The 23,952-nt window shown below is 56.2% G+C and carries 16 protein-coding genes, 1 other RNA gene and 1 pseudogene; 9 read left to right on the forward strand and 9 right to left on the reverse strand.

Translation table 11 applies throughout. The features are described 5' to 3' along the window. Positions 1 to 94: 94 nt before the first annotated feature. From aceE to lpdA, 3 genes are read left to right on the forward strand one after another with little or no spacing between them, the layout of a single operon-like run. Complete coding sequence (gene aceE, locus BMX55_RS02565; RefSeq protein WP_091452254.1) at positions 95 to 2,806, forward strand: pyruvate dehydrogenase (acetyl-transferring), homodimeric type; 2,712 nt, start codon at positions 95 to 97, stop codon at positions 2,804 to 2,806. Positions 2,807 to 2,824: 18 nt separating this feature from the next. Further along, positions 2,825 to 4,468 carry a dihydrolipoyllysine-residue acetyltransferase gene (gene aceF, locus BMX55_RS02570; protein WP_091452257.1) on the forward strand — a complete coding sequence of 548 codons (1,644 nt, stop codon included), beginning with the start codon at positions 2,825 to 2,827 and terminating at the stop codon, positions 4,466 to 4,468. A 12-nt stretch (positions 4,469 to 4,480) separates the two neighbouring features. Beyond that, a complete protein-coding gene (lpdA, locus tag BMX55_RS02575; RefSeq protein WP_091452260.1) occupies positions 4,481 to 6,316 on the forward strand; it encodes a dihydrolipoyl dehydrogenase in 1,836 nt (611 codons plus the stop codon). A gap of 68 nt (positions 6,317 to 6,384) precedes the next feature. On the opposite strand, the gene BMX55_RS02580 is transcribed toward lpdA, so the two are convergent. Then, complete coding sequence (locus tag BMX55_RS02580; RefSeq protein WP_091452262.1) at positions 6,385 to 10,962, reverse strand: AAA family ATPase; 4,578 nt, start codon at positions 10,960 to 10,962, stop codon at positions 6,385 to 6,387. Between the two features lie 64 nt (positions 10,963 to 11,026). Between BMX55_RS02580 and BMX55_RS02585 the strand changes: the two are divergent. Beyond that, positions 11,027 to 11,191: pseudogene (locus BMX55_RS02585) on the forward strand (FAD-dependent oxidoreductase); the annotation flags it as partial. Between the two features lie 134 nt (positions 11,192 to 11,325). Here the strand turns inward: BMX55_RS02585 and mmsB are convergent. From mmsB to BMX55_RS02600, 3 genes are all read right to left on the reverse strand, one after another. Then, entirely contained in the window at positions 11,326 to 12,222 is an 897-nt protein-coding gene (gene mmsB / locus BMX55_RS02590; RefSeq protein WP_091452267.1) for a 3-hydroxyisobutyrate dehydrogenase, read from the reverse strand. Positions 12,223 to 12,258: 36 nt separating this feature from the next. Beyond that, on the reverse strand, positions 12,259 to 13,425 hold the full coding sequence (locus BMX55_RS02595) for an acyl-CoA dehydrogenase family protein (protein ID WP_091452270.1): 1,167 nt from the start codon (positions 13,423 to 13,425) through the stop codon (positions 12,259 to 12,261). 83 nt (positions 13,426 to 13,508) lie between these two features. Next, on the reverse strand, positions 13,509 to 15,008 hold the full coding sequence (locus tag BMX55_RS02600; protein ID WP_091452276.1) for a CoA-acylating methylmalonate-semialdehyde dehydrogenase: 1,500 nt from the start codon (positions 15,006 to 15,008) through the stop codon (positions 13,509 to 13,511). A gap of 143 nt (positions 15,009 to 15,151) precedes the next feature. Here BMX55_RS02600 and BMX55_RS02605 point away from each other — a divergent pair, with 143 nt between their 5' ends. The 4 genes from BMX55_RS02605 to BMX55_RS02620 all read left to right on the forward strand — a co-directional run bounded on the left by BMX55_RS02605 (position 15,152) and on the right by BMX55_RS02620 (position 17,332). Next, entirely contained in the window at positions 15,152 to 16,051 is a 900-nt protein-coding gene (locus BMX55_RS02605; RefSeq protein WP_091452279.1) for a LysR family transcriptional regulator, read from the forward strand. 202 nt (positions 16,052 to 16,253) lie between these two features. Then, positions 16,254 to 16,565: a DUF883 domain-containing protein gene (locus BMX55_RS02610; protein WP_091452282.1), complete on the forward strand. Its 312-nt coding sequence runs from the start codon at positions 16,254 to 16,256 to the stop codon at positions 16,563 to 16,565. Between the two features lie 63 nt (positions 16,566 to 16,628). Next, complete coding sequence (locus BMX55_RS02615; protein WP_091452284.1) at positions 16,629 to 17,024, forward strand: phage holin family protein; 396 nt, start codon at positions 16,629 to 16,631, stop codon at positions 17,022 to 17,024. Then, on the forward strand, positions 17,021 to 17,332 hold the full coding sequence (locus BMX55_RS02620) for a hypothetical protein (RefSeq protein WP_245751222.1): 312 nt from the start codon (positions 17,021 to 17,023) through the stop codon (positions 17,330 to 17,332). Before BMX55_RS02615 ends, BMX55_RS02620 begins: the two co-directional genes overlap by 4 nt. A gap of 41 nt (positions 17,333 to 17,373) precedes the next feature. Here the strand turns inward: BMX55_RS02620 and BMX55_RS02625 are convergent, their stop codons facing one another. The 5 genes from BMX55_RS02625 to ompA form a co-directional block, all read right to left on the reverse strand. Next, entirely contained in the window at positions 17,374 to 18,444 is a 1,071-nt protein-coding gene (locus BMX55_RS02625; RefSeq protein ID WP_091453138.1) for a quinone-dependent dihydroorotate dehydrogenase, read from the reverse strand. 92 nt (positions 18,445 to 18,536) lie between these two features. After that, positions 18,537 to 18,914, reverse strand: a transfer-messenger RNA (tmRNA) gene (ssrA, locus tag BMX55_RS02630). Between the two features lie 12 nt (positions 18,915 to 18,926). After that, complete coding sequence (locus BMX55_RS02635; RefSeq protein WP_091453140.1) at positions 18,927 to 19,592, reverse strand: HAD family hydrolase; 666 nt, start codon at positions 19,590 to 19,592, stop codon at positions 18,927 to 18,929. Between the two features lie 11 nt (positions 19,593 to 19,603). After that, entirely contained in the window at positions 19,604 to 20,317 is a 714-nt protein-coding gene (ubiG, locus tag BMX55_RS02640; protein WP_091453143.1) for a bifunctional 2-polyprenyl-6-hydroxyphenol methylase/3-demethylubiquinol 3-O-methyltransferase UbiG, read from the reverse strand. Between the two features lie 91 nt (positions 20,318 to 20,408). Then, on the reverse strand, positions 20,409 to 21,056 hold the full coding sequence (gene ompA, locus BMX55_RS02645) for an outer membrane protein OmpA (protein ID WP_091452292.1): 648 nt from the start codon (positions 21,054 to 21,056) through the stop codon (positions 20,409 to 20,411). Between the two features lie 223 nt (positions 21,057 to 21,279). Between ompA and gyrA the strand changes: the two genes are divergently transcribed. Beyond that, positions 21,280 to 23,934, forward strand: a complete 2,655-nt coding sequence (gene gyrA, locus BMX55_RS02650; protein ID WP_091453147.1) for a DNA gyrase subunit A — start codon at positions 21,280 to 21,282, stop codon at positions 23,932 to 23,934. The last annotated feature ends 18 nt before the right edge of the window (positions 23,935 to 23,952 follow it).

Raw genomic sequence — 23,952 nt, forward strand, 5'->3', positions numbered from 1 at the left:
TTATTTGAAATTACACAGAAAATATGAGAAACTGCGTAAGCGGCACCCCCTTGCGCGCATACTTTCTTTACGGTTTACCGATAGGAGACAAACCATGTCAGCACCGACCGATCCCCAGTCCCAAAGCACCGGCCCCGACATCGACAACCAAGAAACCCGCGAGTGGCTCGATGCCCTGAGCGCGGTCATTGCCAAGGAAGGCCCCGATCGCGCGCACTTTCTGATTGAGCAATTGCTTGAAGAAGCCCGCCAGCACAGCATCGACCTGCCGTTTTCGGCCAACACGGCCTACGTCAACACCATCGAGGCGCACCAAGAAACGCACTGCCCCGGCAACATCGAGATTGAAGAGCGCCTGCGCGCCTACATGCGCTGGAACGCGATGGCGATGGTGGTCAAGGCCAACCGCCACAACCCTGCCGATGGCGGTGACTTGGGCGGCCATATTGGCTCGTTTGCCTCGCTGGCTACCATGTTTGGCACCGGCTTTAACCACTTTTGGCAAGCCGAGAGCGAAAACCACGGCGGCGACTGCATTTATTTCCAAGGCCATGTCTCGCCCGGTATTTATGCCCGCGCCTTTTTGGAAGGCCGCCTGAGCGAAGAGCAACTGCTCAATTTCCGCCAAGAAGTCGATGGTCAGGGCCTCTCCAGCTACCCACACCCCAAGCTGATGCCCGGCTTCTGGCAGTTCCCTACGGTGTCGATGGGGCTGGGGCCGCTGATGGCGATTTACCAAGCCCGTTTCCTCAAATACCTGCACGCCCGTGGCATTGCCAACACCGAAAACCGCAAAGTCTGGGTGTTCTGCGGCGACGGCGAAATGGACGAGCCAGAAAGCCTGGGAGCCATCGGTTTGGCCGCCCGCGAAGGCTTGGACAACCTGATCTTCGTCATTAACTGCAACCTGCAACGCCTCGATGGCCCAGTGCGCGGCAACGGCAAAATCGTGCAAGAGCTCGAAGGCGAATTCCGGGGTGCGGGCTGGAACGTGATTAAGCTGCTGTGGGGCAGCGAGTGGGATTCTTTGCTGGCCCGCGACAAAGACGGCGCACTGCGCAAGCTGATGATGGACACCGTCGATGGTGACTACCAAAGCTTTAAGGCATTTGACGGGGCCTATGTGCGCAAAAACTTCTTTGGCCGCGATCCGCGCACGCTAGAGATGGTGGCGCACATGAGCGACGACGACATCTGGAACCTGCGCCGGGGCGGCCACGATCCGCAAAAGGTGTTTGCAGCCTTTGACCGTGCCGTCAAGCACGAAGGCCAACCCACCGTGCTGCTGATTAAAACCGTCAAGGGCTATGGCATGGGCAAGGCCGGTGAAGCGCGCAACACCGTCCACCAAACCAAAAAGCTCACCGACGAAGACATCAAGTACATCCGCGATCGCTTTAACATTCCGGTGCCCGACAGCGAACTGGCGAACATTCCGTTCTACAAACCAGCGGACGACACCCCAGAAATGCAGTACCTGCATGAGCGGCGCAAAGCCTTGGGCGGCTACCTGCCCCAGCGCCGCACCCAAGCCGAAGAGCATTTCACCGTGCCCTCGCTCGAAACCTTCAAGGCCGTGCTCGAACCCACCGCCGAAGGCCGTGAAATCTCTACCACCCAAGCCTATGTGCGCTTTTTGACGCAACTGCTGCGCGACCAAGCCCTTGGCCCACGCGTGGTGCCCATTTTGGTCGATGAGGCCCGCACCTTTGGTATGGAAGGCTTGTTCCGCCAAATTGGTATTTACAACCCCAAGGGCCAACAGTACACCCCGGTCGATCGTGACCAAGTGATGTACTACAAGGAAGACAAAGCCGGTCAAATCCTGCAAGAAGGCATCAACGAAGCCGGTGGCATGAGCAGTTGGATTGCAGCGGCTACCAGCTACAGCACCAGCAACCGCATCATGGTGCCGTTCTATGTCTACTACTCGATGTTTGGCTTCCAGCGCATTGGCGACTTGGCTTGGGCCGCAGGCGATATGCAGGCACGCGGCTTCTTGCTCGGCGGCACTTCGGGACGCACCACGCTCAACGGTGAAGGCTTGCAGCACGAAGATGGCCACAGCCACATTTTGGCAGGCACCATCCCCAACTGCATCAGCTACGACCCGACCTTTGCGCACGAAGTGGGCGTGATCTTGCACCACGGCTTGAAACGCATGGTAGAAAAGCAAGACAACGTCTTCTACTACCTGACGCTGCTGAACGAAAACTACGCCATGCCCGGCCTACAGCCCGGCACCGAAGAGCAAATCATCAAGGGCATGTACCTGAGCAAGCCCGGCGCTCAAGGCGTGTCTGGCCCGCGTGTGCAGTTGCTCGGTTCGGGCACCATCCTGCGCGAATCCTTTGCTGCGCAAGAACTGCTGGCCGTCGATTGGGGCGTGCAGGCCGATGTCTGGAGCTGCCCATCGTTCAATGAACTGGCCCGCGACGGCCAAGACGCCGAACGCTTCAACCTGCTGCACCCGCTAGAAACTCCCCGCCTGCCCTTTGTGGCGCAGCAACTGAACACCAGCACCGGCCCTGTTGTCGCCTCCACCGACTACATCAAAGCCTATGCCGAGCAAATCCGTGCCTTTATCCCGCAAGGGCGCAGCTACAAGGTGCTGGGCACCGATGGTTTTGGCCGTTCCGACTTCCGCAGCAAACTGCGCGAACACTTCGAGATCAACCGCCACTACATCGTTGTCGCTGCCCTGACGGCACTGGCCGAGCAAGGCGAGGTGCCGCGCGAGCGCGTGGCCCAAGCTATTGCCAAGTACGGCATCAATGCCGACAAGGTCAATCCGCTGTACGCATAAACCCCACCGGAGACAAACATGGCATTGGTAGAAATCAAGGTCCCCGATATTGGGGATTTCAGTGAAGTGGCAGTGATTGAACTGCTGGTCAAACCCGGCGATACGATTGCCGCCGAGCAGTCGTTGATTACCGTCGAGTCCGACAAAGCGTCGATGGAGATTCCCTCCAGCCACGCTGGCGTGGTCAAAGAACTCAAAGTAGCTTTGGGCGACAAGGTCGCTGAAGGCAGCATCGTGCTGGTACTCGAAACCACCGGCGAGGCGGCTGTGCCTGCGGCGGCAGCCCCGGCCCCGGCAGCAGCACCTGTGGCCGCCCCGGTAGCGGTGGCGGCCCCTGCGGTGACCGTAGCGGCTGGCCCAGTCGAAGTGCGCGTGCCCGACATTGGCGACTTTAAAGACGTAGCGGTGATTGAAGTTTTTGTGAAGCCCGGCGATAGCGTCAAGGTCGAGCAAAGCCTGATTACCGTGGAGTCAGACAAAGCCTCGATGGAAATTCCATCTTCCCACGCTGGCGTGCTCAAAGAGCTAAAGGTCAAGGTCGGTGACAAGGTCAATATTGGCGATCTGCTGGCGATTTTGGAAGGTGCTGCGGGTGCTACGGCCCCGGCAGCGGCTACCCCTGTTGTAGCAGCGCCGGCTCCAGTGGCTGCGGCAGCCCCGGTGGCCGCCACAGTGACGGCCAACGCAGTGGCACACAACCCCACCGCCACCCCAGCGCTGGGTCTGCCCCACGCTTCGCCCTCGGTGCGCAAGTTTGCCCGTGAACTGGGCGTGCCGCTGGCCGAAGTCAAAGGCTCTGGCCCCAAGGGCCGCATCACCCAGTCTGACATCCAAGGCTTTACCAAGTCGGTGATGGCGGGTGCTATCCAAACCTTGGCGCAAGCTGCCAAGGCTCCAGCAGCAGCGGCCAACAACGGTGGTGGTTCTGAACTGGGCCTGATTCCGTGGCCCAAGGTGGACTTTGCCAAATTTGGCCCGATTGAGCGCAAAGAACTCAGCCGCATCAAAAAGATCAGCGGTGCCAATTTGCTGCGCAACGCCATCATGATTCCGGCGGTCACTAACCATGACGATGCCGACATCACCGATCTGGAAGCCTTCCGCGTCTCGACCAACAAAGAGAACGAAAAGTCCGGCGTCAAAGTGACGATGCTGGCCTTCCTCATCAAGGCTTGCGTGGCCGCGCTGAAGAAGTTTCCGGAGTTCAATAGCAGCTTGGATGGCGATGCACTCATCTACAAGCAGTATTACCACATCGGTTTTGCCGCTGACACGCCCAACGGCCTGATGGTGCCCGTGATTAAAGATGCCGACAAAAAAGGTATTTTCCAGATCAGCCAAGAAATGGGCGAGCTGGCTAAAAAAGCCCGCGATGGCAAACTCAGCCCAGCAGAGATGACGGGTGCCACCTTCACCATCTCCAGCTTGGGCGGCATTGGTGGACGTTACTTCACCCCCATCATCAACGCCCCTGAAGTGGCAATTTTGGGCGTGTGCAAGAGCACTATGGAACCGGTCTGGGATGGCAAACAGTTTGTGCCGCGCCTGATGCTGCCGCTCTCTTTGACTTGGGATCATCGCGTGATTGACGGTGCCGCAGCGGCGCGCTTTAACGTCTATCTGGGCCAAATCCTCAGCGACTTCCGTCGCGTGCTGCTGTAAGGAGGCCACGCTATGGCACTGATTGATATCAAAGTCCCTGACATTGGCGATTTTGCCGATGTGGCCGTGATTGAGTTGCTGGTCAAACCCGGCGACACCATCAAGGTGGAGCAAAGCCTGATTACCGTCGAATCGGACAAAGCCTCGATGGAAATTCCCTCCAGCCATGCGGGGGTAGTCAAAGAGTTGAAAGTCGCTTTGGGCGATAAAGTCAAAGAAGGTAGCGTAGTGCTCTCGCTGGAAGTGAGCGGCGAAGCTACTGCGGCGGCCCCGGCTGCGACACCCGCGCCACAAGCAGCGGCAGCGGCTCCGGCTCCCGTAGCGGCTGCTGCACCAGCGGCCCCCGTTCCGGGCGCGGCCAGCTACACAGGCGCTGTCGATCTGGATTGCGACGTGCTGGTGCTCGGTGGTGGCCCCGGTGGCTACTCGGCGGCGTTCCGCGCCGCCGATCTGGGCCTCAAGGTGGTGGTGGTTGAGCGCTATGCCACACTGGGTGGCGTCTGCCTGAACGTGGGCTGCATCCCCTCCAAGGCACTGCTGCACGTCGCTGCGGTGATGGACGAAGTAGCGCACTTGGGCGACTTGGGTGTGGACTTTGGCGCACCCAGCGTTAACATCGATAAGCTGCGCGGCCACAAAGAGAAGGTGATTGCCAAGCTGACCGGCGGTTTGGCCGCGATGGCCAAGATGCGCAAAGTGACCATCGTGCGCGGCTTGGGCCAGTTTGTCGGGGCCAACCACCTCGAAGTGGCAGAGACCAGCGGCAGCGCCCAAGAGCAAACGGGCAGCAAAAAAGTAGTGGCTTTCAAGAAAGCCATCATCGCTGCGGGTTCGCAAGCCGTGCGCTTGCCCTTCATGCCCAACGATCCGCGCGTGGTGGACTCCACTGGCGCGCTGGCGCTGGCGGGCGTGCCCAAAAAGATGCTCATCGTCGGCGGTGGCATCATTGGTTTGGAAATGGGCACCGTCTATTCCACACTGGGCGCACGCTTGGATGTGGTCGAGATGATGGATGGCCTGATGCAAGGTGCCGACCGCGATTTGGTCAAAATCTGGCAAAAGATGAACGCCAAGCGCTTTGACAACATCCTGCTCAAAACCAAAACCGTCGGTGCCGAAGCCACCCCCGAAGGCATCAAGGTGCAGTTTGAAGGCTTGGATGGCACCAAATCCGAAGGCGTGTACGACCTCGTGTTGCAAGCCGTGGGCCGTACGCCCAACGGTAAAAAGCTGGCTGCCGACAAGGCCGGAGTAGCGGTGACGGATCGCGGCTTTATTGACGTCGATATCCAGATGCGCACCAATGTGCCGCACATTTTTGCCATTGGCGATATCGTCGGCCAGCCCATGTTGGCGCACAAGGCCGTGCATGAAGCCCATGTGGCGGCGGAAGTCATCGCCGGAGAATTGCAAGGCAACAAGGAACTGGCCGCCAGCGCCTTCAATGCCCGCGTGATCCCTAGCGTGGCCTACACCGACCCCGAAGTGGCTTGGGTCGGACTGACCGAAGACCAAGCCAAAGCGCAAGGCATCAAGGTGAAAAAGGGCTTGTTCCCTTGGACAGCCTCGGGCCGCGCTATTGCCAATGGTCGCGACGAAGGCGTGACCAAGCTGCTGTTTGATGATTCTCCCGAGGCCCACGGCCACGGTAAAATCTTGGGCGGCGGCATGGTCGGCACCCATGCGGGTGACATGATCGGCGAGATTGCCTTGGCGATTGAAATGGGCGCGGATGCCGTCGATATCGGCAAGACCATCCACCCACACCCCACGCTGGGCGAAAGCATTGGCATGGCGGCAGAAGTGGCGCACGGGTCTTGCACGGATTTGCCGCCGAGCAAGAAGTAAACTCTTTCACGCACACCTTTAAAAAGCCCGAACTGGCAACGATTCGGGCTTTTCTGCTGGTGAACCAGTCACTGCCTTTTCGCTGCTTCGTCGAGCCATTCGTCCATACCATTAACGCCAAGGGCAAGAAGTTTGTCTTGAACTGAAATAACACGCTGAATCATTGCCCCATCGTCTGACTCTTCTAGCTCTTCTGCGTGGGCAAAAAGATGGGTTAGGAGTTGGGTTAGGTTGTTTTCATAGTCGTAAAGATAAGGTCTCGTCCGCTCTACGAAGTTCAGATAAATCTCTGTAGCTGCCAGCGCTTCTTGTGGCGCATATTGTGAAGTGGCATTAAGCCAAGCATCGAAGCCATAAATATCGCAACGATTAGATTTAGCATCTATCTCTAGCAGCTCAAAGCATCGTTTTAGAGTATCTTCGGGAATGACTGTCAATGGCTCTATATGGCGTAATAGCTTTTTGAATTGGCATGAAACAGTCACGGCATGAGGGTTATCGGTGGACATGGCTGCTACGAATGCTGCAAGACAATAATTTCGGTGATGTAGGTAATTATCTGAATGACTCCAAACAATTGCAGCCCCCCGCCAAGCTTCAGCATTATTAATATCCCTGAGCTGATGAAGCAGCTCGTTAATATCTAATTTTCCGCTTAGCGTCGCAAGCGCAGCAATACGACCCCATACTTCCAAGTCTTTGCCGCTACCAGTAGTGGCCAACTGCGCAAGCCATGCTTTGACTATCTCAAAATTTTGATAATATGCAAAATAGAGGCAACGCTCGGCTATCGCCCAGAGTCCTGGGGCAGTTTTTTGCATGGTAAGGTCAAACAATCGCCAACCTAATTCAGGAGCCATACTCTGTAAATAGGGCAAGCGCCGCAACATGACTGCCCGAACAGCGGGGTGTGCATCGTTTGAAAAACTGCATAGAGCGACATCCAGAATTTCAGGAAACGGCGCATTTTTTTCCAAAAAATTAATGGCGAGAACCATTAAAGCATCTGCAGCCTTTCCTTTTGCCATGTTGATGCCGATAGTTAATAAGTCAGTAGAGTTATCTGAAATAGGGCTTTGTTCAGAAAAATCTAAGAATTTATTGACCAAGTGCACCACGCGTTCTGCCATTTTGGCTTCTTGTATCACATGCGAACAGGCTTCTAAGGCTTTGGCTGCTTCTCGACTGTGATGCCAGTGTTCTGGGTAATTCTCCAAGATATTTAGTGTATCTCGAACCAATTGGGCTGCATCGGCTTCTTCGACAGGCACCCAATTCCCATTAGGCTGTAAATTTCCGTGGCGAGTAGCAAGGTAGGTTGCTACCCCATCTATGATGTCATCACGAAATGTTTTTGGAATTTTTTCCCAGTGGTGCAATAAAATTGCAATGAATCGACTTGGGTGACGGGAAGTGGCTTCTTGAAGTTGAGCGCCAACCTCTCTCTCTCCACCAATCAAAAAATCATCAAATGAATTTTTTTGGTGCCCATCGTAGTGACTAACTAATAAAAGTACGGCTGAATCACTGCAATTTAAGAAAACTTCAAAAGAAAACGGGGGTGAAACTATTCCGCCACGAGAGCAAATATTGGCCTGCCTCACAAATGGCCACACCCACTGCTCGACCTTATTAAGGATTGCTTGATTTGCCAAAGAGCGCTGATGACACGAAATCGGTAGAATTAATTGGGCTTGCTGGCACAATTTCCAAGCAACATTTCCTGTATCATTAACTTCTTCCGAATATAGGTTCAAAATTTTCATTTGAATTGCATCTTGGGTGGCAGAATCCAATTCTATGAAAGCAGTTTTGATCAGCACTCCTAGCTCAAATGATAAATCTGATTTAAGCAAATCTACATCGCACAACATATGGCCAATCACATCCAGATTCGTGACCGACGCTACTATGCAGGCTTGGACAGAAAAATACCGCAAGGCTCCCTCGGCATTGAAACACAGTCGTTGACGGTTCAGTTGCCACCACTCGGAATTGATATTAGCATGGTGAACAACAGCTCCCTCAATAGCGTCCATCAAAATGCGTACGCTATCCACGTGCCTGAGGTCAGTTTGGCTGTGAACATCTTCATAAGATGTTTCACGTAGAAAGCCACTCCAATAGCTTCGATCTTCACCGTATTGTGATGATTTGATTTGACTCCATTTTTCTAAGGTATCCACTGCCAAATTGAGAAAAGATATAGAATCCTGCATGCGATATTTTAAAAAATGGTCATTTTCATCACCAAATTCATGTGGCTCACAATGCAATTTATTATTGAAATTGTACCTAATTACATCTTCATCACTGATTTCATATGCAATATACCTCCACAGTAGCACATCGTCCAGCCCCCCAGCAGTGACACAACGTGCCAAAACTCTCCCGAGAAAACTGTGCTCTCCTCTTGGCATATTCAGCAATGTTTTTAACAGAGGAGATAGCAGGCCTGCGTGAATCTCATCCATGTTTGAGATGGCAATAGTCAATTGCTCACCCAAGTGCGTCTGATCAATCCAATCTGTAGCCAGCACTTCCGTCCAGAAGCCAATTACCCCCGCCGCATCATCGTTTTGCCAAACCGAGATGCGATGAACGTGCCTTTTCATGCCCTCACTATCCTGTTGTTGTTTCAGCATTGGCACCAAATACTTCATCCAAAAGTGGTGCCACTCCAGCCGAACAGCTTGGGCGTAAATAACCTGAAAAACTTCTGGGTATTTGTCTTGTAAATCGCGAATTAGGGGCCAGTCCTCATCCTGAGGTATTTGCTCGGCGAAGCATTCCGCCACTAAGCGACGGATGTGAAATGCATGTTGATTGGTGAGTACGGTACGTAGTTGGCTGCGAAATGTTTTTCTGTCCCCAGTAGCCAATTGGGCCACGAAGCTGCGGATGCTGGGGCGCACAAAAGGTACAGGTGGCAAGCCCTGAATGAATGCATGCAGTGTCTTCCCCTGCCGTAGGGCGTCGCTGATGACCAAAACATCCAGCAAGGTTTGGTGTCCAAATGTTATTTTTCCATCTTGGGTTTTTTGCAATATCTTGTGACTGAGCAGCGAACGTCGGATCACATCAGAAGTTGTCAACCGTTGCGGTGGTACTGACAGGCTGCGCAACTTCAGCATTTCAGTGGCAACGGCCTCGATGGCCTGCATAGCAGCACTGCCCAGTGTGTCATCAGCTTGAACAATGGTGTCCAGATATTTTTGGGCTAATGCCTGACTGGTCACTACATTGAAGCTTCCGCCTTGGCGGGCCAGTTCTACGTACAAAACCAATTCACGTGGATTTTTAATTAGTTGCCGGGTGGTAGTATCCATGCCGGATATATCTATGCCTTGTCTAGTCAGCAGAGGTGCAATATCTGTTTCCCAGTTCAACGGTTGGCATTTGAATTCGTTGCTCCACTTTCGTTGAGCGATACTTCTTTCATATTGGCGGTCAAAGTCGCGGCAGGCGGTGATGACCGTGATATTGGACAGCCTCAGTAGGCGATTCATTTGCGCTAGAAAATAATCCAGCACCTTGTGTTCGCGGGCGATGGAGAGCACATCCAGCGAGTCAATGACCACCACCACATGGACTGTTTCGGCCATACGTGCCGCACGTTCTACCCAGTCTTGCGGCAGCCCTTGTGCCTGGCGGTCTTGCGCGGTATCCAAATCCGCAAATTCGCGAGATTGGATAAAGATGGGAAACCGATCTGACCGAGACTTGGTTTGCTGCTCAAGTGCTTCTTGCAAGGCAAGCATCACGCATGTTTTGCCAGAGCCAGGCTGGCCGGTGAGCAAAATCGAAGAAGGTTTGGTTTCAATAGCGGTCAGGATCTCAGCCACCAGCGGAATTGACATGGTTTCGCCAGCGATGTCTCTGCACCAATCTCTGCCAATGGATGAGGTGCTTTCAAATGAGGAGCGAACTTCCACCATATTCATAGGCGGAGCCAGCACAGAACCTGCCGCATGAAGAATGGATTTCAGATCAGCTTTGGTCAGTCGGTGTTGTATAGCTACGTCTTGTCCATTTTGGCTGTCAGCACGCATACCGAGAAGGTCAAGGCGCGTCCAAAGGGCATTGAAAGCAGCATCAGGACTGCTTACCAATCGACGCAGGCGTTCGCGCAACAATCTTTCCATATGATCCAGCTCTGGACTGGGTTCAAACGTGGTACGACGCATGAAGTCGTAGGTTGAAAGTGTTGGGATGTGATGCGCAATCTGGGTTTTCAGTTGGGTATCTGTCGTCGCAGTCGCCCTTCCCAAGTTAGCTTGGTAGCTGGCCTCGTCGGGATATGTGGTGCTGTACTCCCGCAAAGTTGCCAATTCACCGAAGGGACTGCGGGAGTAGAAACGTACGGATGCCATCGGGTCGTTGGCAAGCAATTGACCCGCTTTTTTAAGCTCGTCAGCAAGATCGGTTACTGACCATGAGTGGTGCAATTTTTGGTTTTTTTTGCATTGGCAGCAAATTTTGGAGCCATCTGTTTTACCTATCACCATGTCATCAACTGGCAGTGTTGAGGCGTCCACTTCAAGCCATTCATAGGTTGGATCATCAAGAACGAAAAGTGCCCAATCAAAGGCCACCAACGTCTGATAGCCATCACCTCGGTTGGATTGAATACCTGCTTTGCTCATGAAGGGCTTCCTATTGCGCGTTGTTTTTCTTGCAACTCTGCCGGATGGCGGGGGATTTCCCATTGTCGCTGCCGACAAGACTATGAGTGCTGTCACCGATCAAGGACTCATCAACGTCGATATCCAGATGCACACCAACGTGCCGCACATCTTTGCTATTGGCAATATCGTCGGTGAGCCCATGCTGACACGCAAATCGGTGCATAAACCCCATGTAGTAGCGGAGGTAGCACATAGCATCTACACCGATTTTTCACAACAGAAAGAGTGATACTGGAATAAAAACCTCTGCTGGCCAAGCAAAAAAGGCAGCCAAGGCTGCCTTTACTCTGTACAGTTGCGCCAGAAACTCTGGCACTTTTTTTAGTCCTTCTTGCCCACCATCTGGATGATGCTAGAAAAGTCCAGCCCCCCCTGCCCAGCAATGCTATGCATGGCATACAGGTTGCGCGCCAAGCCACCCAGCGGGGTCGATGCCTTAACGGCGGTGGCATTTTCTTGCGACAGGCCCAAATCTTTCAGCATCAAATCGGTGCCAAAGCCACCAGCATAGCCTTTGCTGGCTGGTGCGTTTTCATGCACACCGGGGCAGGGGTTGTATTTTTCCAGCGCCCAGTTGCCGCCAGAGCTGCGGCGCATGATTTCCGAGAGCACCTTGGGATCGAGCCCATTGGCGACGCCCAAAGCGATGGCCTCAGAGGTGCCGATCATCAAAATGCCCAGCAGCATGTTGTTGCAGATTTTGGCAGTTTGGCCTGCTCCCACAGCACCAGCGTGGAAAATATTAGCCCCCATTTTTTCCAGCAGTGGACGGGCGCGTTCCAGCACAGCAGCATCGCCACCAACCATAAAAGTCAGCGTACCAGCAATGGCACCGCCGGTGCCACCCGACACCGGGGCATCAATAAACTGCACGCCTTGGGCCTGCGCGGCGTCGGCCACTTTACGTGCGCTGGCGGCAGCGATAGTGGAGCAGTCAATCACCAGTGCGCCCGCTGGCAGCAGGGGCAACACGCCAGCCTGCGTGCCGTTGCCCAAGAACAGCGCTTCTACGTGGGCGCTGGCGGGCAACATGCTAATCACCACTTCAGCGCCTTGCACAGCAGCAGCGGCATCGGTGGCAATGGCTACGCCTTCGGCGGCCAGTTTCTCGCAGGCGCTGGTGGACAGATCAAACGCTTGGACGGTGTGGCCGGCCTTGTGCAGGTTCAGGGCCATTGGGCCGCCCATATTGCCTAGGCCGATAAATGCGATATTCATAGTGTTGTCTCCGGTGTGGTGTTGTTGGGGGTGGCTTTAGCGGATGGCGTCCGGGGCGTCGGAGTCGAGCATACGGCGCGCAATGATGACGCGCATGATCTCGTTGGTGCCTTCTAAAATCTGGTGTACGCGGGCATCGCGCAGCAGGCGCTCTAAGGGGTATTCGCGGATATAGCCATAGCCGCCATGCAGTTGCAGTGCTTCGTTGCAAACAGTAAAGCCCGCATCGGTGGCAAAACGCTTGGCCATCGCGCAGTAGGTGCTGGCATCAGGGGCACCGGCATCGAGTTTGCTGGCAGCCAGACGCACCATTTGCCGCGCTGCCACCAGTTCGGTAGCCATATCAGCCAACTTGAACTGCAAGGCTTGGAAGCTGGCCAAGGTTTTGCCAAACTGCTTGCGCTCTTGCATATAGCTTTGCGCTTGTGTCAATGCGCCTTGGGCGGCCCCCACGGAGCAGGTGGCAATGTTGATGCGCCCGCCATCCAAGCCCTTCATGGCAATTTTGAAGCCCTCGCCCTCGTGGCCGAGCAGGTGGTCATGTGGGATGCACACGTTGTCAAAACTGATGGTGCGCGTGGGCTGGCTGTTCCAGCCCATTTTTTCTTCTTTTTTGCCATAGCTGATGCCGGGGGTATCGGCAGGCACAACAAAAGCAGAAATGCCTTTAGCACCATCTTCGGTGCTGCCGGTGCGCGCCATCAAGATCAGCACTTTGGTACTGCCAGCACCAGAGATAAACGCCTTGGCCCCGTTGATAACATAGCCATCATCGGTGCGCTGGGCACGGGTTTTGATAGAACCGGCATCAGAACCGGCACCGGGTTCGGTCAGGCAGTAACTGGCGAGCTTTTGGCCGGTGGTGAGCGCTTCGCCCCACGTGGCGCGCACGGCATCAGTGGCCCAAGTGCCCAGCATCCACGTAGCCATATTGTGGATGGTGATAAAGGCAGTGGTGGAGGGGTCTACCGCCGCCAGCTCTTCAAACACCATCGTGGCATCGAGCCGGGGCAAAGCCAAACCGCCCGCGTTCTCAGGGGTATACAGGCCGCAAAAACCCAGCTCGCCCGCTTTGGCAATGGCCTCACGCGGAAAGATGCCTTCAGCATCCCAGTGCGCGGCATGGGGGGCCAATTCGGCTTGGGCAAAATCGCGCGCCGTCTGGGCAAAAGCGCGTTGTTCTTCGGTCAGCTCAAAATCCATAGACAAAAGTCTCCAGCAGGGTTCTGGGAGGTTGCAGGATTATTGGGGCAACGGCAGACCCGCTGCACGCTGCCCCGTGGGCCTTATTTCAGGCTGATGGTGGTGTTAACACCTTGGTTGGTGGTGCTATCGTCAAACCAGCGCGCCGTGACGGTCTTGGTTTGGGTATAGAACATCACCACTTGCTTGCCGTAGGGGCCGAGATCCCCCAGCTTAGAAGCACGCGAACCGGTGAACGAGAAGATTGGTACTGGCACGGGGATTGGCACGTTGATACCCACTTGGCCGACATCAATTTCTTCTTGGAACTTGCGTGCTGCTGCGCCCGACTGGGTGAAGATGGCGGTGCCGTTGCCGTTGGGGTTGGCGTTGATAAATTCGATGGCTTCGTCCAAGTCTTTGGCAGCCACCAAGCTGAGCACGGGGCCAAAAATTTCTTGGTCATACACGGCCATACCGGGTTGCACGCCGGAGAAAATGGTCGGGCCGACAAAGTTACCGTCTTCAAAACCGGGCACTACAGGCTTGCGGCCATCGAGTTCGAGGGTGGCACCATCGGCCACACCGCGCTCAATCAGGCCCTCAATGCGACTCAGGGCAGCACGGGAGATCACTGGGCCGACATCGGTGCCCTTTTCTGTACCACCACTGACCTTGAGGGTCTGGGCCTTGGCTACCAGTTCCGCTGTCCATTGCTGGCTCTCGCCCACCAAAATCACCACAGGCAGAGCCATGCAGCGCTGACCAGCGGCACCGAAGGCGGCACCGGCAATCGCATTGAGCGTTTGCTCTTTGTTGGCATCGGGCAGCACAATGGCGTGGTTCTTAGCACCCATCATGCACTGGGCGCGCTTGCCCGCCAAAGTGGCGCGGTTGTAAACGTGTGTGCCCACCTTGGTAGAACCCACAAACGACACCGCCTTGATGTCTTTGTGGTCGCAGATGGCGTTAACGGCATCTTCACCACCGTGAATGACGTTGAGCACACCGGCAGGAATGCCCGCTTCCAGCGCCAGCTCGACCAAGCGCATCGTCACCAGTGGGTCTTGCTCAGACGGCTTGAGCACGAAGGTATTGCCAGTAGCAATCGCCATCGGGAACATCCACAGCGGAATCATGGCTGGGAAGTTGAACGGAGTGATACCAGCGCACACGCCCAAGGGTTGCAGAATGGTGTAAGTATCGACACCACCGGCCACATTGTTAGCCAGCTCGCCCAGTTGCAGATTGCCGATGCTGGCGGCGTGCTCTACCACCTCAAGGCCACGGAACACATCGCCTTCGGCGTCGGGCAGGGTTTTTCCTTGTTCTGAGGTGAGCAGGGCGGCCAGTTCACCCATGTTTTCGCGGATGAGCTGCTGCAACTTCAAGAAGATGCGGGCGCGGGTGCCGATGGGGGTTTTCTTCCAAGTCTTGAAGGCTTCCTTGGCTGCGGCCACGGCGGCGTCAATTTCTGCGGGCGTGGCAAAGGGCACGCGAGCCAGCACCTGCTGCGTGGCGGGATTGACGACATCGCGCCATTGGGTGGTCTGGGATTCGACGAATTGGCCGTTAATCAGCAGTTTGACGGAAGGTACAGTCATCAGTGGTGTCTCCTAGAAATGGGGCTGTGCCGGGACTATGCGCCCGAAGCACTGCATCGTAGCTGTGCGGTTTTATTCAGACAATAGGTAATTTCGCGCAATTGATCTGCAAAAATGCACATCTTTTGCTTGGCTGTCATGCGATGGACTGGAATCATTTACGCTACTTTTTACAACTAGCCCGTGCGGGCACCTTGGTGGGGGCAGCGCGGCATTTGGGCGTAGACCACACCACGGTGGCGCGGCATATTCAGGCGCTAGAAAAGCAGATGGGCGCTGCCTTGTTTGCCCGCGAGGCCGGAGGCCACCGTCTGACGGAATTGGGCCGCCAGTTGCTACCCGCTGTGGAGGCGATGGAATCGGCGGTGATGGGGGTCGAGCGCGTGTTGCCAGCGGCGGGCAGTGGCCCCGCCGGGCTGGTGCGTGTAGGGGCTACCGAAGGTTTTGGCACCTTGATTTTGGCACCCCAACTGGCCCGGCTAACGCAGCGCCATCCGCAGCTGTCGATTGATTTGCTAGCGCTGCCGCGTATGGTGCATTTGTCACGCCGCGAGGCCGATATCGTGATTTCGCTAGAGCGGCCCACGCGCGGCTCGGTCATCGTCAGTAAATTGGCCGACTACACCTTGCACCTGTACGGCCAGCGCGAATACTTGGCCCGCCGCCCACTGGTCACGCAGCGCGAGGATTTGCGCCACCATGCTTTTGTCAGCTATGTCGATGATCTGCTCTTTACCAAAGAACTGCAATTTCTCGATGCCCTGCACCAACCTGAACGCTTTGCCTTTCGCAGCACCAGCATCACGGCACAACACGAGGCCGTGCGCGCCGGGGCCGGACTGGCGGTGCTACCCGCTTTTCTGGCCGACCGCGACCCGCTGTTGATGCGCGTGCTCCCAGAAGAAGCCCGCTTCACCCGCGTCTTTTGGATGAGTATGCCTGCCGAGTCCAAACACCTGGCCCGGATGCAAGCGGTGTGGCGGTTTTTGAAAGAAGTGGTGCGTGAGCAAGGAGACCGGTTGGTATCCACAAAGGCAACGTGAGGGTGCATAAGAAAACCGGGGGTAGATTTCAAAGGATCAAGGCTTTCTTCTTGTGCTGACGCACAAAACAGCCCAAAAGACCCTTCGGCACCGCCTTGGATGTTCTGTCTTGGCCCGCACTTCGTTAAGATGGTAGTTGATCGTCGCTGACATGGTCTGATGTCATGGTAGCGAGCTTCTTCCCTCTCACGAAAGGCTGATAATGACCCATTCTGTCTCTGAAACCATCTCTAGCACCCAAACCGAACTGGAAAAACTGGTGGCTGACTTGCGTGGCCTGATTTCCAGCAAAGACCTCGACAACGTGCCTGAAATCAAGATCCTGCGCCAGCGTCTGGACGATGGCATGCACAACGTGCGTGACGCCGCCGTCCATGCCGCCCAAGAAGCGGCTCGCCAAGCCAAAGATGCCGCCCGTGCTGCCGACCGTTACGCCCACGATGAACCTTGGCGCGTGGCCGGTGCTGCACTGGCCGTGGGTGCCGTGGTCGGCTTTTTGCTCTCGCGCCGCTAAGCCCTTGTTGGCTTTGCAAACTGTGCCTAGTGCAAGCTACCCCAGACTGTGCCGGTACGCGACATGAATTTGATCGCTTTACTCGGCCTTGATGCTTGGCTGGCGCGCTGGCGCACCTTGATCGCCGAAGGTGCCAACGCCGCTGAAGACCGCCTCGAACTGGCCCGGCTGGAGTGGTTGGAGCAAAAGCGCCGCCTGCGCCAAGTGCTGTTGCTAGGGCTGGTGGTCGTGGCCGTCACGGTGGTAGCGCTGCTGTTGCTATCGTTGGCCTTGCTAGTGCAGTTTTGGGATACCCCACAGCGCAGTTTGGTCGCTTGGCTGCTGGCCGCAGGCTGGTGTTTGGTCTGGCTGGGCACGGTGGTCGGTTTCTTCTCGGCGCTGCGTGGCATGGGCCCCGCCTTTGCCCTAACCCGGCAAGAATTGCGCAAAGACTGGCACGCGGTCAAGGAGCATCTGTGAACCAACCTCCTACCCCCGCCATCATGCCAGTGCCCACCACAGCGCAACAGTTGGTGCTAAACCGCATTGCCATGCAACGAGGCCGCTTGGCCTTGCTATGTGCAGAGCGGCAACAGCGCCAAGCCACTGCCGGCACTGGTTGGGCCGCGTTGCTTTCTACGCCCCTGCTATACCAAGCCGTGTACGTGGCGCGCCAACACCCACTGGCCGTGACTGCCTTGGTGGCTGGGGCGGTAGCTGCTGGCCCCAAGCGCTTGGCCCGTTGGGCCGGGGTGTTGCTGCCGTTGCTGATTCGGCTACGTGCCTAAACATTACCAGAAAAAAAGGGGGCTGTGGCCCCCTTAGTGTTTTAGCGCATCGCTTTTTTGATGGCACGTGCGGCACTGCTGGGCAGCCCCGGCCCAGCATAAATCAAACCGGTATAAATTTGCACCACATCGGCCCCCGCACGGATTTTGCTCACCGCATCTTCGGCGCTCATAATACCGCCGACACCAATGATGGGAAATTGCCGCCCCAAAGCTGCACGCAATTGTGCAATCACCCGGTTGCTGGCCTCTAACACTGGCGCACCGCTCAAACCTCCAGTTTCTTGGGCGTGGGGCAAGCCCTGCACGGCATCGCGGCTGATGGTAGTGTTGGTGGCAATAACACCATCCATGCCGTGGCGTTGTAAAGTGGCGGCAATCACCGACACTTGGGCGGCATCCAAATCTGGGGCAATCTTGACAAAGATAGGGACGCGCCGCGCCTTACCACTGGGGCCGGGCTGGCGGGCCAACACCTCACGGCGCTCGGCAATGGCTCCCAACAGGGCATCCAAAGCCTCATCGCTTTGCAAGCTGCGCAGGTTTTGTGTGTTGGGCGAGCTGATATTCACCGTCACATAGTCGGCATGGGGATACACGCCGTCCAGACAAGTCAGGTAGTCGCGGGTGGCCTCTTCAATCGGTGTGGTGGCATTCTTGCCAATGTTCAGACCCAGCAGCATCGGGTGGCGGCGTTTTTGCTGGCGAAACTTGGCCTGCTGCACATTGCGAATAAAGGCATCCAAGCCATCGTTGTTAAAACCAAGCCGGTTAATCAGTGCTTGGGCCTTGGGCAGGCGGAACATGCGCGGCTTGGGGTTACCAGGCTGGGGTTTGGGCGTCACGGTGCCCACCTCGACAAAGCCAAAACCCATCGCCCCCAAGGCATCAATGCAGCGGGCGTTTTTGTCCAGCCCAGCGGCCATACCGACACGGTTAGGAAAGGTGAGGCCCGCCAATTCAATTGGATCATCCACGGTGTCATGGCACCAAGCCCATTGCAGGGGGGTACCTTGACCACGGGTCAGCATATCCATCGTCAGATCGTGGGCAGCTTCGGCATCCATGCCAAACAGAAACGGGCGGGTAAGGGCGTAAGGAATCAAGGACATGGTGAGAGTGTGTTGAGATAAACCACACAGGTGGTAAAAAACCGATTTGGCAAGAAAAAAGGCCCGGAGGTGAATCCGGGCCTTTTGGTAGGTGGTGGAGCTGGCGGGAATTGAACCCGCGTCCGCAAGCCTTCTTTGGGCAGATCTACATGTTTAGCGGTCTGATTTGAGTCTTACGCCCAGTGCCGCGCAGTCGCACGCTGCACTGGATGCCAGCACCCTAAAATCTTGTTCTGCACCAAGGTACCCGATGCAGAACCAGCTAATGTAAATTACCTTGCAGCCTGGAAGTCTTGCGACCCCCTTGCCCAGCCCATCAGCGTGCTGTTGCAAGGCTCACCGGATTTAAGCGGCGAGTGCGAAACGTTCGTCGTTTGCAGTTAGTTTGTTGAATGCAGATTTACGAGCGCCAATCAAGCTCGACATGCACCACACCAATTCCGAACCCACGTCGAAACCAGGGCAGCCCCTTAGTACCTATTTTAGGCCAGATTGAGGTATTGCAATAGCGCTTGTGGAGAATTAACCACGGCATGGGCTCCCCACTGCTTGGCATCAGCCTGCGCACCTAAATAGCCATAGGTGGCAGCCACCGTGCCCATGCCTGCGGCCAGCCCGGCCACGATGTCACGCTCATCGTCACCTACATAGACGCAATCGCCCGCTGGCACATTCAGCTGCTGCGCTGCATAGAGCAAAGGTGCCGGATGCGGCTTGGCATGGGCCGTGGTGTCGCCGCTGACCACAGTGGCGGCACTCTGAAACAAAGGCAGGGCCTGCACCAGCGGGTCAGTAAAGCGGGCCATTTTGTTGGTGACCACACCCCAAGGCAGTTGGCGGGCCTGTAATTGGGCAATCAACTCTGGCACGCCAACAAAAACCGTTGTACTTTGCGTCAGGCGTGCCGCATAATTTTGGAAAAATTCTTCGCGCATCTGCGCAAAATCGGCATGGTCTGGCGTCATGCCAAACGCCTCGGCCAGCAAGCCACGCGCCCCAGCGCCAGCCATAGGCCGATAACGCTGTGCGGGCAACGAGGGCAAACCCCGATCCGTGCGCATTTTGTCGGCGGCGGCCCCCAAATCGGGGGCGCTATCAATCAAAGTGCCGTCCAAATCAAACAGTACGGCGCGAATGTTCTTGAACATAGCTGCTGGCATCAACCTACCCGGCGGGTAGCAAAAAGATAATTGACGCTGGTGTCATCGCTGAGCCAATAGCGCTGCGTCAGGGGGTTGTATTGCAGGCCACGGGTGTGCAAGACCTCTAGCTGTGCAGCGCGGCAGTGGCCGGCCAGCTCGCTGGGGCGGATAAATTTGGCGTATTCGTGCGTGCCTTTGGGTAGCATATTGAGCACATATTCTGCGCCCACAATGGCCAGCAAAAATGCCTTGGCATTGCGGTTGATGGTGGAAAAAAACACCCAGCCACCCGGCTTGACCAGCTGCGCACAGGCGCGCACGATGGACGCCGGATCGGGCACATGCTCCATCATTTCCATGCAGGTCACGACATCAAAACTGCCCGGCTCTTGCTCGGCCAAGGCTTCAGCACTGATTTCTTGGTAGCTCACATTGGGGGTTTGCGCTTCCAGCGCGTGCAGTTGTGCCACGCGCAGCGATTTGGTGGCCAGATCAATGCCCAGCACTTCAGCCCCCTTGCGCGCCATAGCGTCGGCCAAAATGCCACCGCCACAGCCCACATCTAGCACCCGTTGGCCTTGCAAAGAGACCAGGCCATGGATCCAGTCTAGGCGCAGTGGATTGATTTGGTGCAGCGGACGAAATTCACTTTCTGTATCCCACCAGCGGTGGGCCAAATCAGAAAATTTGGCCAATTCGGCCAGATCAACGTTCTCGGTGTGGTGGTTCATGGCGTGATTTTCTAGCAAAGTGGGGCAGCACTTTGCTGCCGACCATAAAAAAAGCCCCGTTGCCGGGGCTTTGTGACAGCAATCGTGAAGATTACTGAGCGGCGCGAGTACCGACCACTTCGATTTCCACGCGGCGGTTCTTGGCGCGGCCATCTTTGGTCTTGTTGTCGGCCACGGGTTGCTTTTCGCCCTTGCCTTCAGTGTAGACGCGGTTCTTTTCGATGCCCTTAGACACCAAATAAGCCTTCACGGCAGCCGAGCGGCGCAGCGACAGCTTTTGGTTGTAAGCATCAGAGCCGACGGAGTCGGTGTGACCCACAGCAATGATGACTTCCAAGTTCACGCCCTTGACCTTGGCGATCAGCTCGTCCAACTTGGCCTTACCAGCGGGCTTGAGCACAGCCTTGTCAAAGTCAAAGAATGCGTCAGCAGCGTAAGTGACCTTGCTGGCCACGGCTGGAGCGGGCTGCACGGCAGGAGCAGGAGTAACAGCCGCAGGAGCGGGTGCAGGGGCTACGGCAGGAATGGCAGCGGGCGCAGGAGCAGCCAAAGCGCCATCGCAGCCAGGAGCGGCGGTAGCGGGTGTCCAGTTGGCATCGCGCCAGCACAGTTCATTGGTGCCGTTCTTCCAAACCAGATCACCGGTGCCGTTTTTCCAGTTGTCTACAGTTTGTGCGCCAGCTGCGGTTGCAAGCGCTGCAGAGGCAAACAACATCGCCACTTTGTTCAATTTTTTCATGGTTCTCCTCTTGGGGAAAAAGCCGCAGCCGCGCTGCGTATCAATGACGTCGTCGGTGACCACCACCAAAAACGTTATTTTGATTGTGCCATACGCAACCGGACAGAATCGCCCCGACAGCCCAGTGACCGCAGTGCGAGCGTGCATTTGAATGCATGTGTTGCGCAGTTGCTACAACGGCTTGGGCCTAAAATGGGTGTCCATTGCTGTCCTTGCCCCTGTCATGACCCAGTTTGCCAAAGAAACCCTGCCCATTAGCCTAGAAGAAGAAATGCGGCGCAGCTATCTCGATTACGCCATGAGCGTGATTGTGGGTCGGGCCTTGCCAGACGCACGCGATGGCCTCAAGCCGGTACACCGCCGCGTGCTGTTTGCCATGCACGAACTCAACAACGACTGGAACCGGCCCTACAAAAAGTCGGCCCGTATTGTCGGGGATGTGATTGGTAAGTACCACCCCCACGGCGACAGTGCTGTCTATGACACCATCGTGCGTATGGCGCAAGATTTTTCCTTGCGCCACATGCTGGTCGATGGCCAAGGCAACTTTGGCTCCGTCGATGGCGACAGTGCGGCGGCCATGCGCTACACCGAAATCCGCCTGTCCAAAATCGCCCACGAAATGCTGGGTGATATTGACCGCGAAACGGTCGATTTCGGCCCCAACTACGACGGCAGCGAACAAGAGCCGTTGGTGTTGCCCAGCAAGTTGCCCAATTTGCTGGTCAATGGCTCATCAGGCATTGCCGTGGGTATGGCTACCAACATTCCGCCGCACAACCTCAATGAGGTGGTGGATGGTTGCTTGCACCTGCTGGCCCACCCGCAAGCGTCGATTGATGAGCTGATGGAGATTATTCCTGCGCCCGACTTTCCAACCGCAGGCATCATCTATGGCATCAACGGCGTGAAAGATGGCTACCGCACTGGGCGGGGCCGCATCGTCATGCGCGCCAAATGCCATTTTGAAGAGATTGACCGGGGCCAGCGCCAAGCCATCATCGTTGATGAGCTGCCCTACCAAGTCAACAAAAAGACGCTGCAAGAGCGCATGGCGGAACTGGTACACGAAAAGAAAATCGAGGGTATCAGCCACATCCAAGACGAATCCGACAAATCCGGGATGCGCTTGGTGATTGAGCTTAAACGCGGTGAAGTGCCCGAAGTGGTGCTGAACAACCTGTACAAGCAAACGCAGTTGCAAGACACCTTTGGCATGAACATGGTGGCGCTGATTGATGGTCAACCGCGCCTGTGCAACCTCAAGGATTTGATCCGCGTCTTCTTGCAACACCGCCGCGAAGTGGTAACACGCCGCACGGTGTTTGAACTGCGCAAGGCGCGTGAACGCGGCCATGTGCTAGAAGGCTTGGCCGTAGCGCTGGCCAATGTGGACGAGTTTATTACCATCATCCGCAATGCCCCAACGCCCCCGGTAGCCAAGGCGGCCTTGATGGCCCGCACGTGGGATAGCGCCCTCGTGCGCGGCATGCTGACACGCACACGCACCGATGGCGCGCTGGTTAATGCCCAAGACTACCGCCCCGAAGCACTAGATGCCGAGTTTGGTATGCAAGCCGATGCGCTGTACCGCCTGTCCGAGACGCAAACCCAAGAAATTTTGCAAATGCGCCTGCAACGCCTGACCGGGCTGGAGCAGGACAAAATTGTGGCCGAATACAAAGAGGTGATGGCGCACATCGATGATCTGCTGCACATCTTAGCCACCCCTGAGCGCGTCTCCACCATCATTGGTGATGAGCTGAACAGCATCAAGGCCGAGTTTGGTCAGAGCAAACTGGGTACACGCCGCAGCCAAGTCGAATACAGCGCCCAAGACCTCTCCACTGAAGATCTGATTACGCCCACCGACATGGTGGTCACCCTCAGCCATTCGGGCTATATCAAGAGCCAACCTTTGTCTGAATACCGCGCACAAAAGCGCGGCGGGCGCGGCAAGCAAGCCACCGCCACCAAAGAAGACGACTGGATCGACCAGCTCTTTATTGCCAACACGCACGATTACATCCTGTGCTTCTCTAACCGGGGCCGCCTGTACTGGCTCAAGGTTTGGGAAGTGCCCGCCGGTTCACGTGGCTCGCGCGGTCGCCCCATCGTCAACATGTTCCCGCTGCAAGAGGGCGAGAAAATCAATGTGGTGCTGGCCCTGACCGGTGAGATGCGCAGCTTCCCAGCAGACCACTATGTCTTTATGGCCACAGCCGCTGGCACAGTGAAGAAAACGGCACTGCAAGAATTTAGCAACCCGCGCAAAATCGGCATCATTGCTATCAAGCTCGATGAAGGTGACCAATTGATTGGTGCCGCTGTCACGGATGGCAAGCATGATGTCATGCTGTTCTCCGATGGCGGCAAGGCCGTACGCTTTGACGAGGATGATGTCCGCGCCTTGGGCCGAGACACCCGTGGCGTGCGCGGCATGAACTTGGAAGAAGGCCAAAGCGTGATTGCCATGTTGGTGGCCGAAGACGAAACCCAATCTGTGCTCACCGCCACCGAAAACGGTTATGGCAAGCGCACCAGCATTGCCGAGCACACGCGCCACGGCAGAGGCACCAAAGGCATGATTGCCATCCAGCAATCCGAGCGCAATGGCAAAGTGGTCGCTGCCACCTTGGTACGGCCAGATGACGAGATCATGCTGATTACCGACAAGGGCGTGCTGGTGCGCACCCGCGTCAGTGAGATTCGGGAGTTGGGGCGTGCCACCCAAGGCGTGACCTTGATCGCCTTGGACGAAGGCTCCAAACTCAGTGGTTTGCAGCGCATTGTCGAAAACGATGCCAATGCGGGAGACGTAGCCGACACCGATGCGGATGCAGATACCGATACTTCGTCTGCGCCAGTGCAGGCTTGATGCCCTATCGCCGTAGCC

The organism is Giesbergeria anulus (genome assembly GCF_900111115.1).
GTDB classification, from domain to species: domain Bacteria; phylum Pseudomonadota; class Gammaproteobacteria; order Burkholderiales; family Burkholderiaceae_C; genus Simplicispira; species Simplicispira anulus.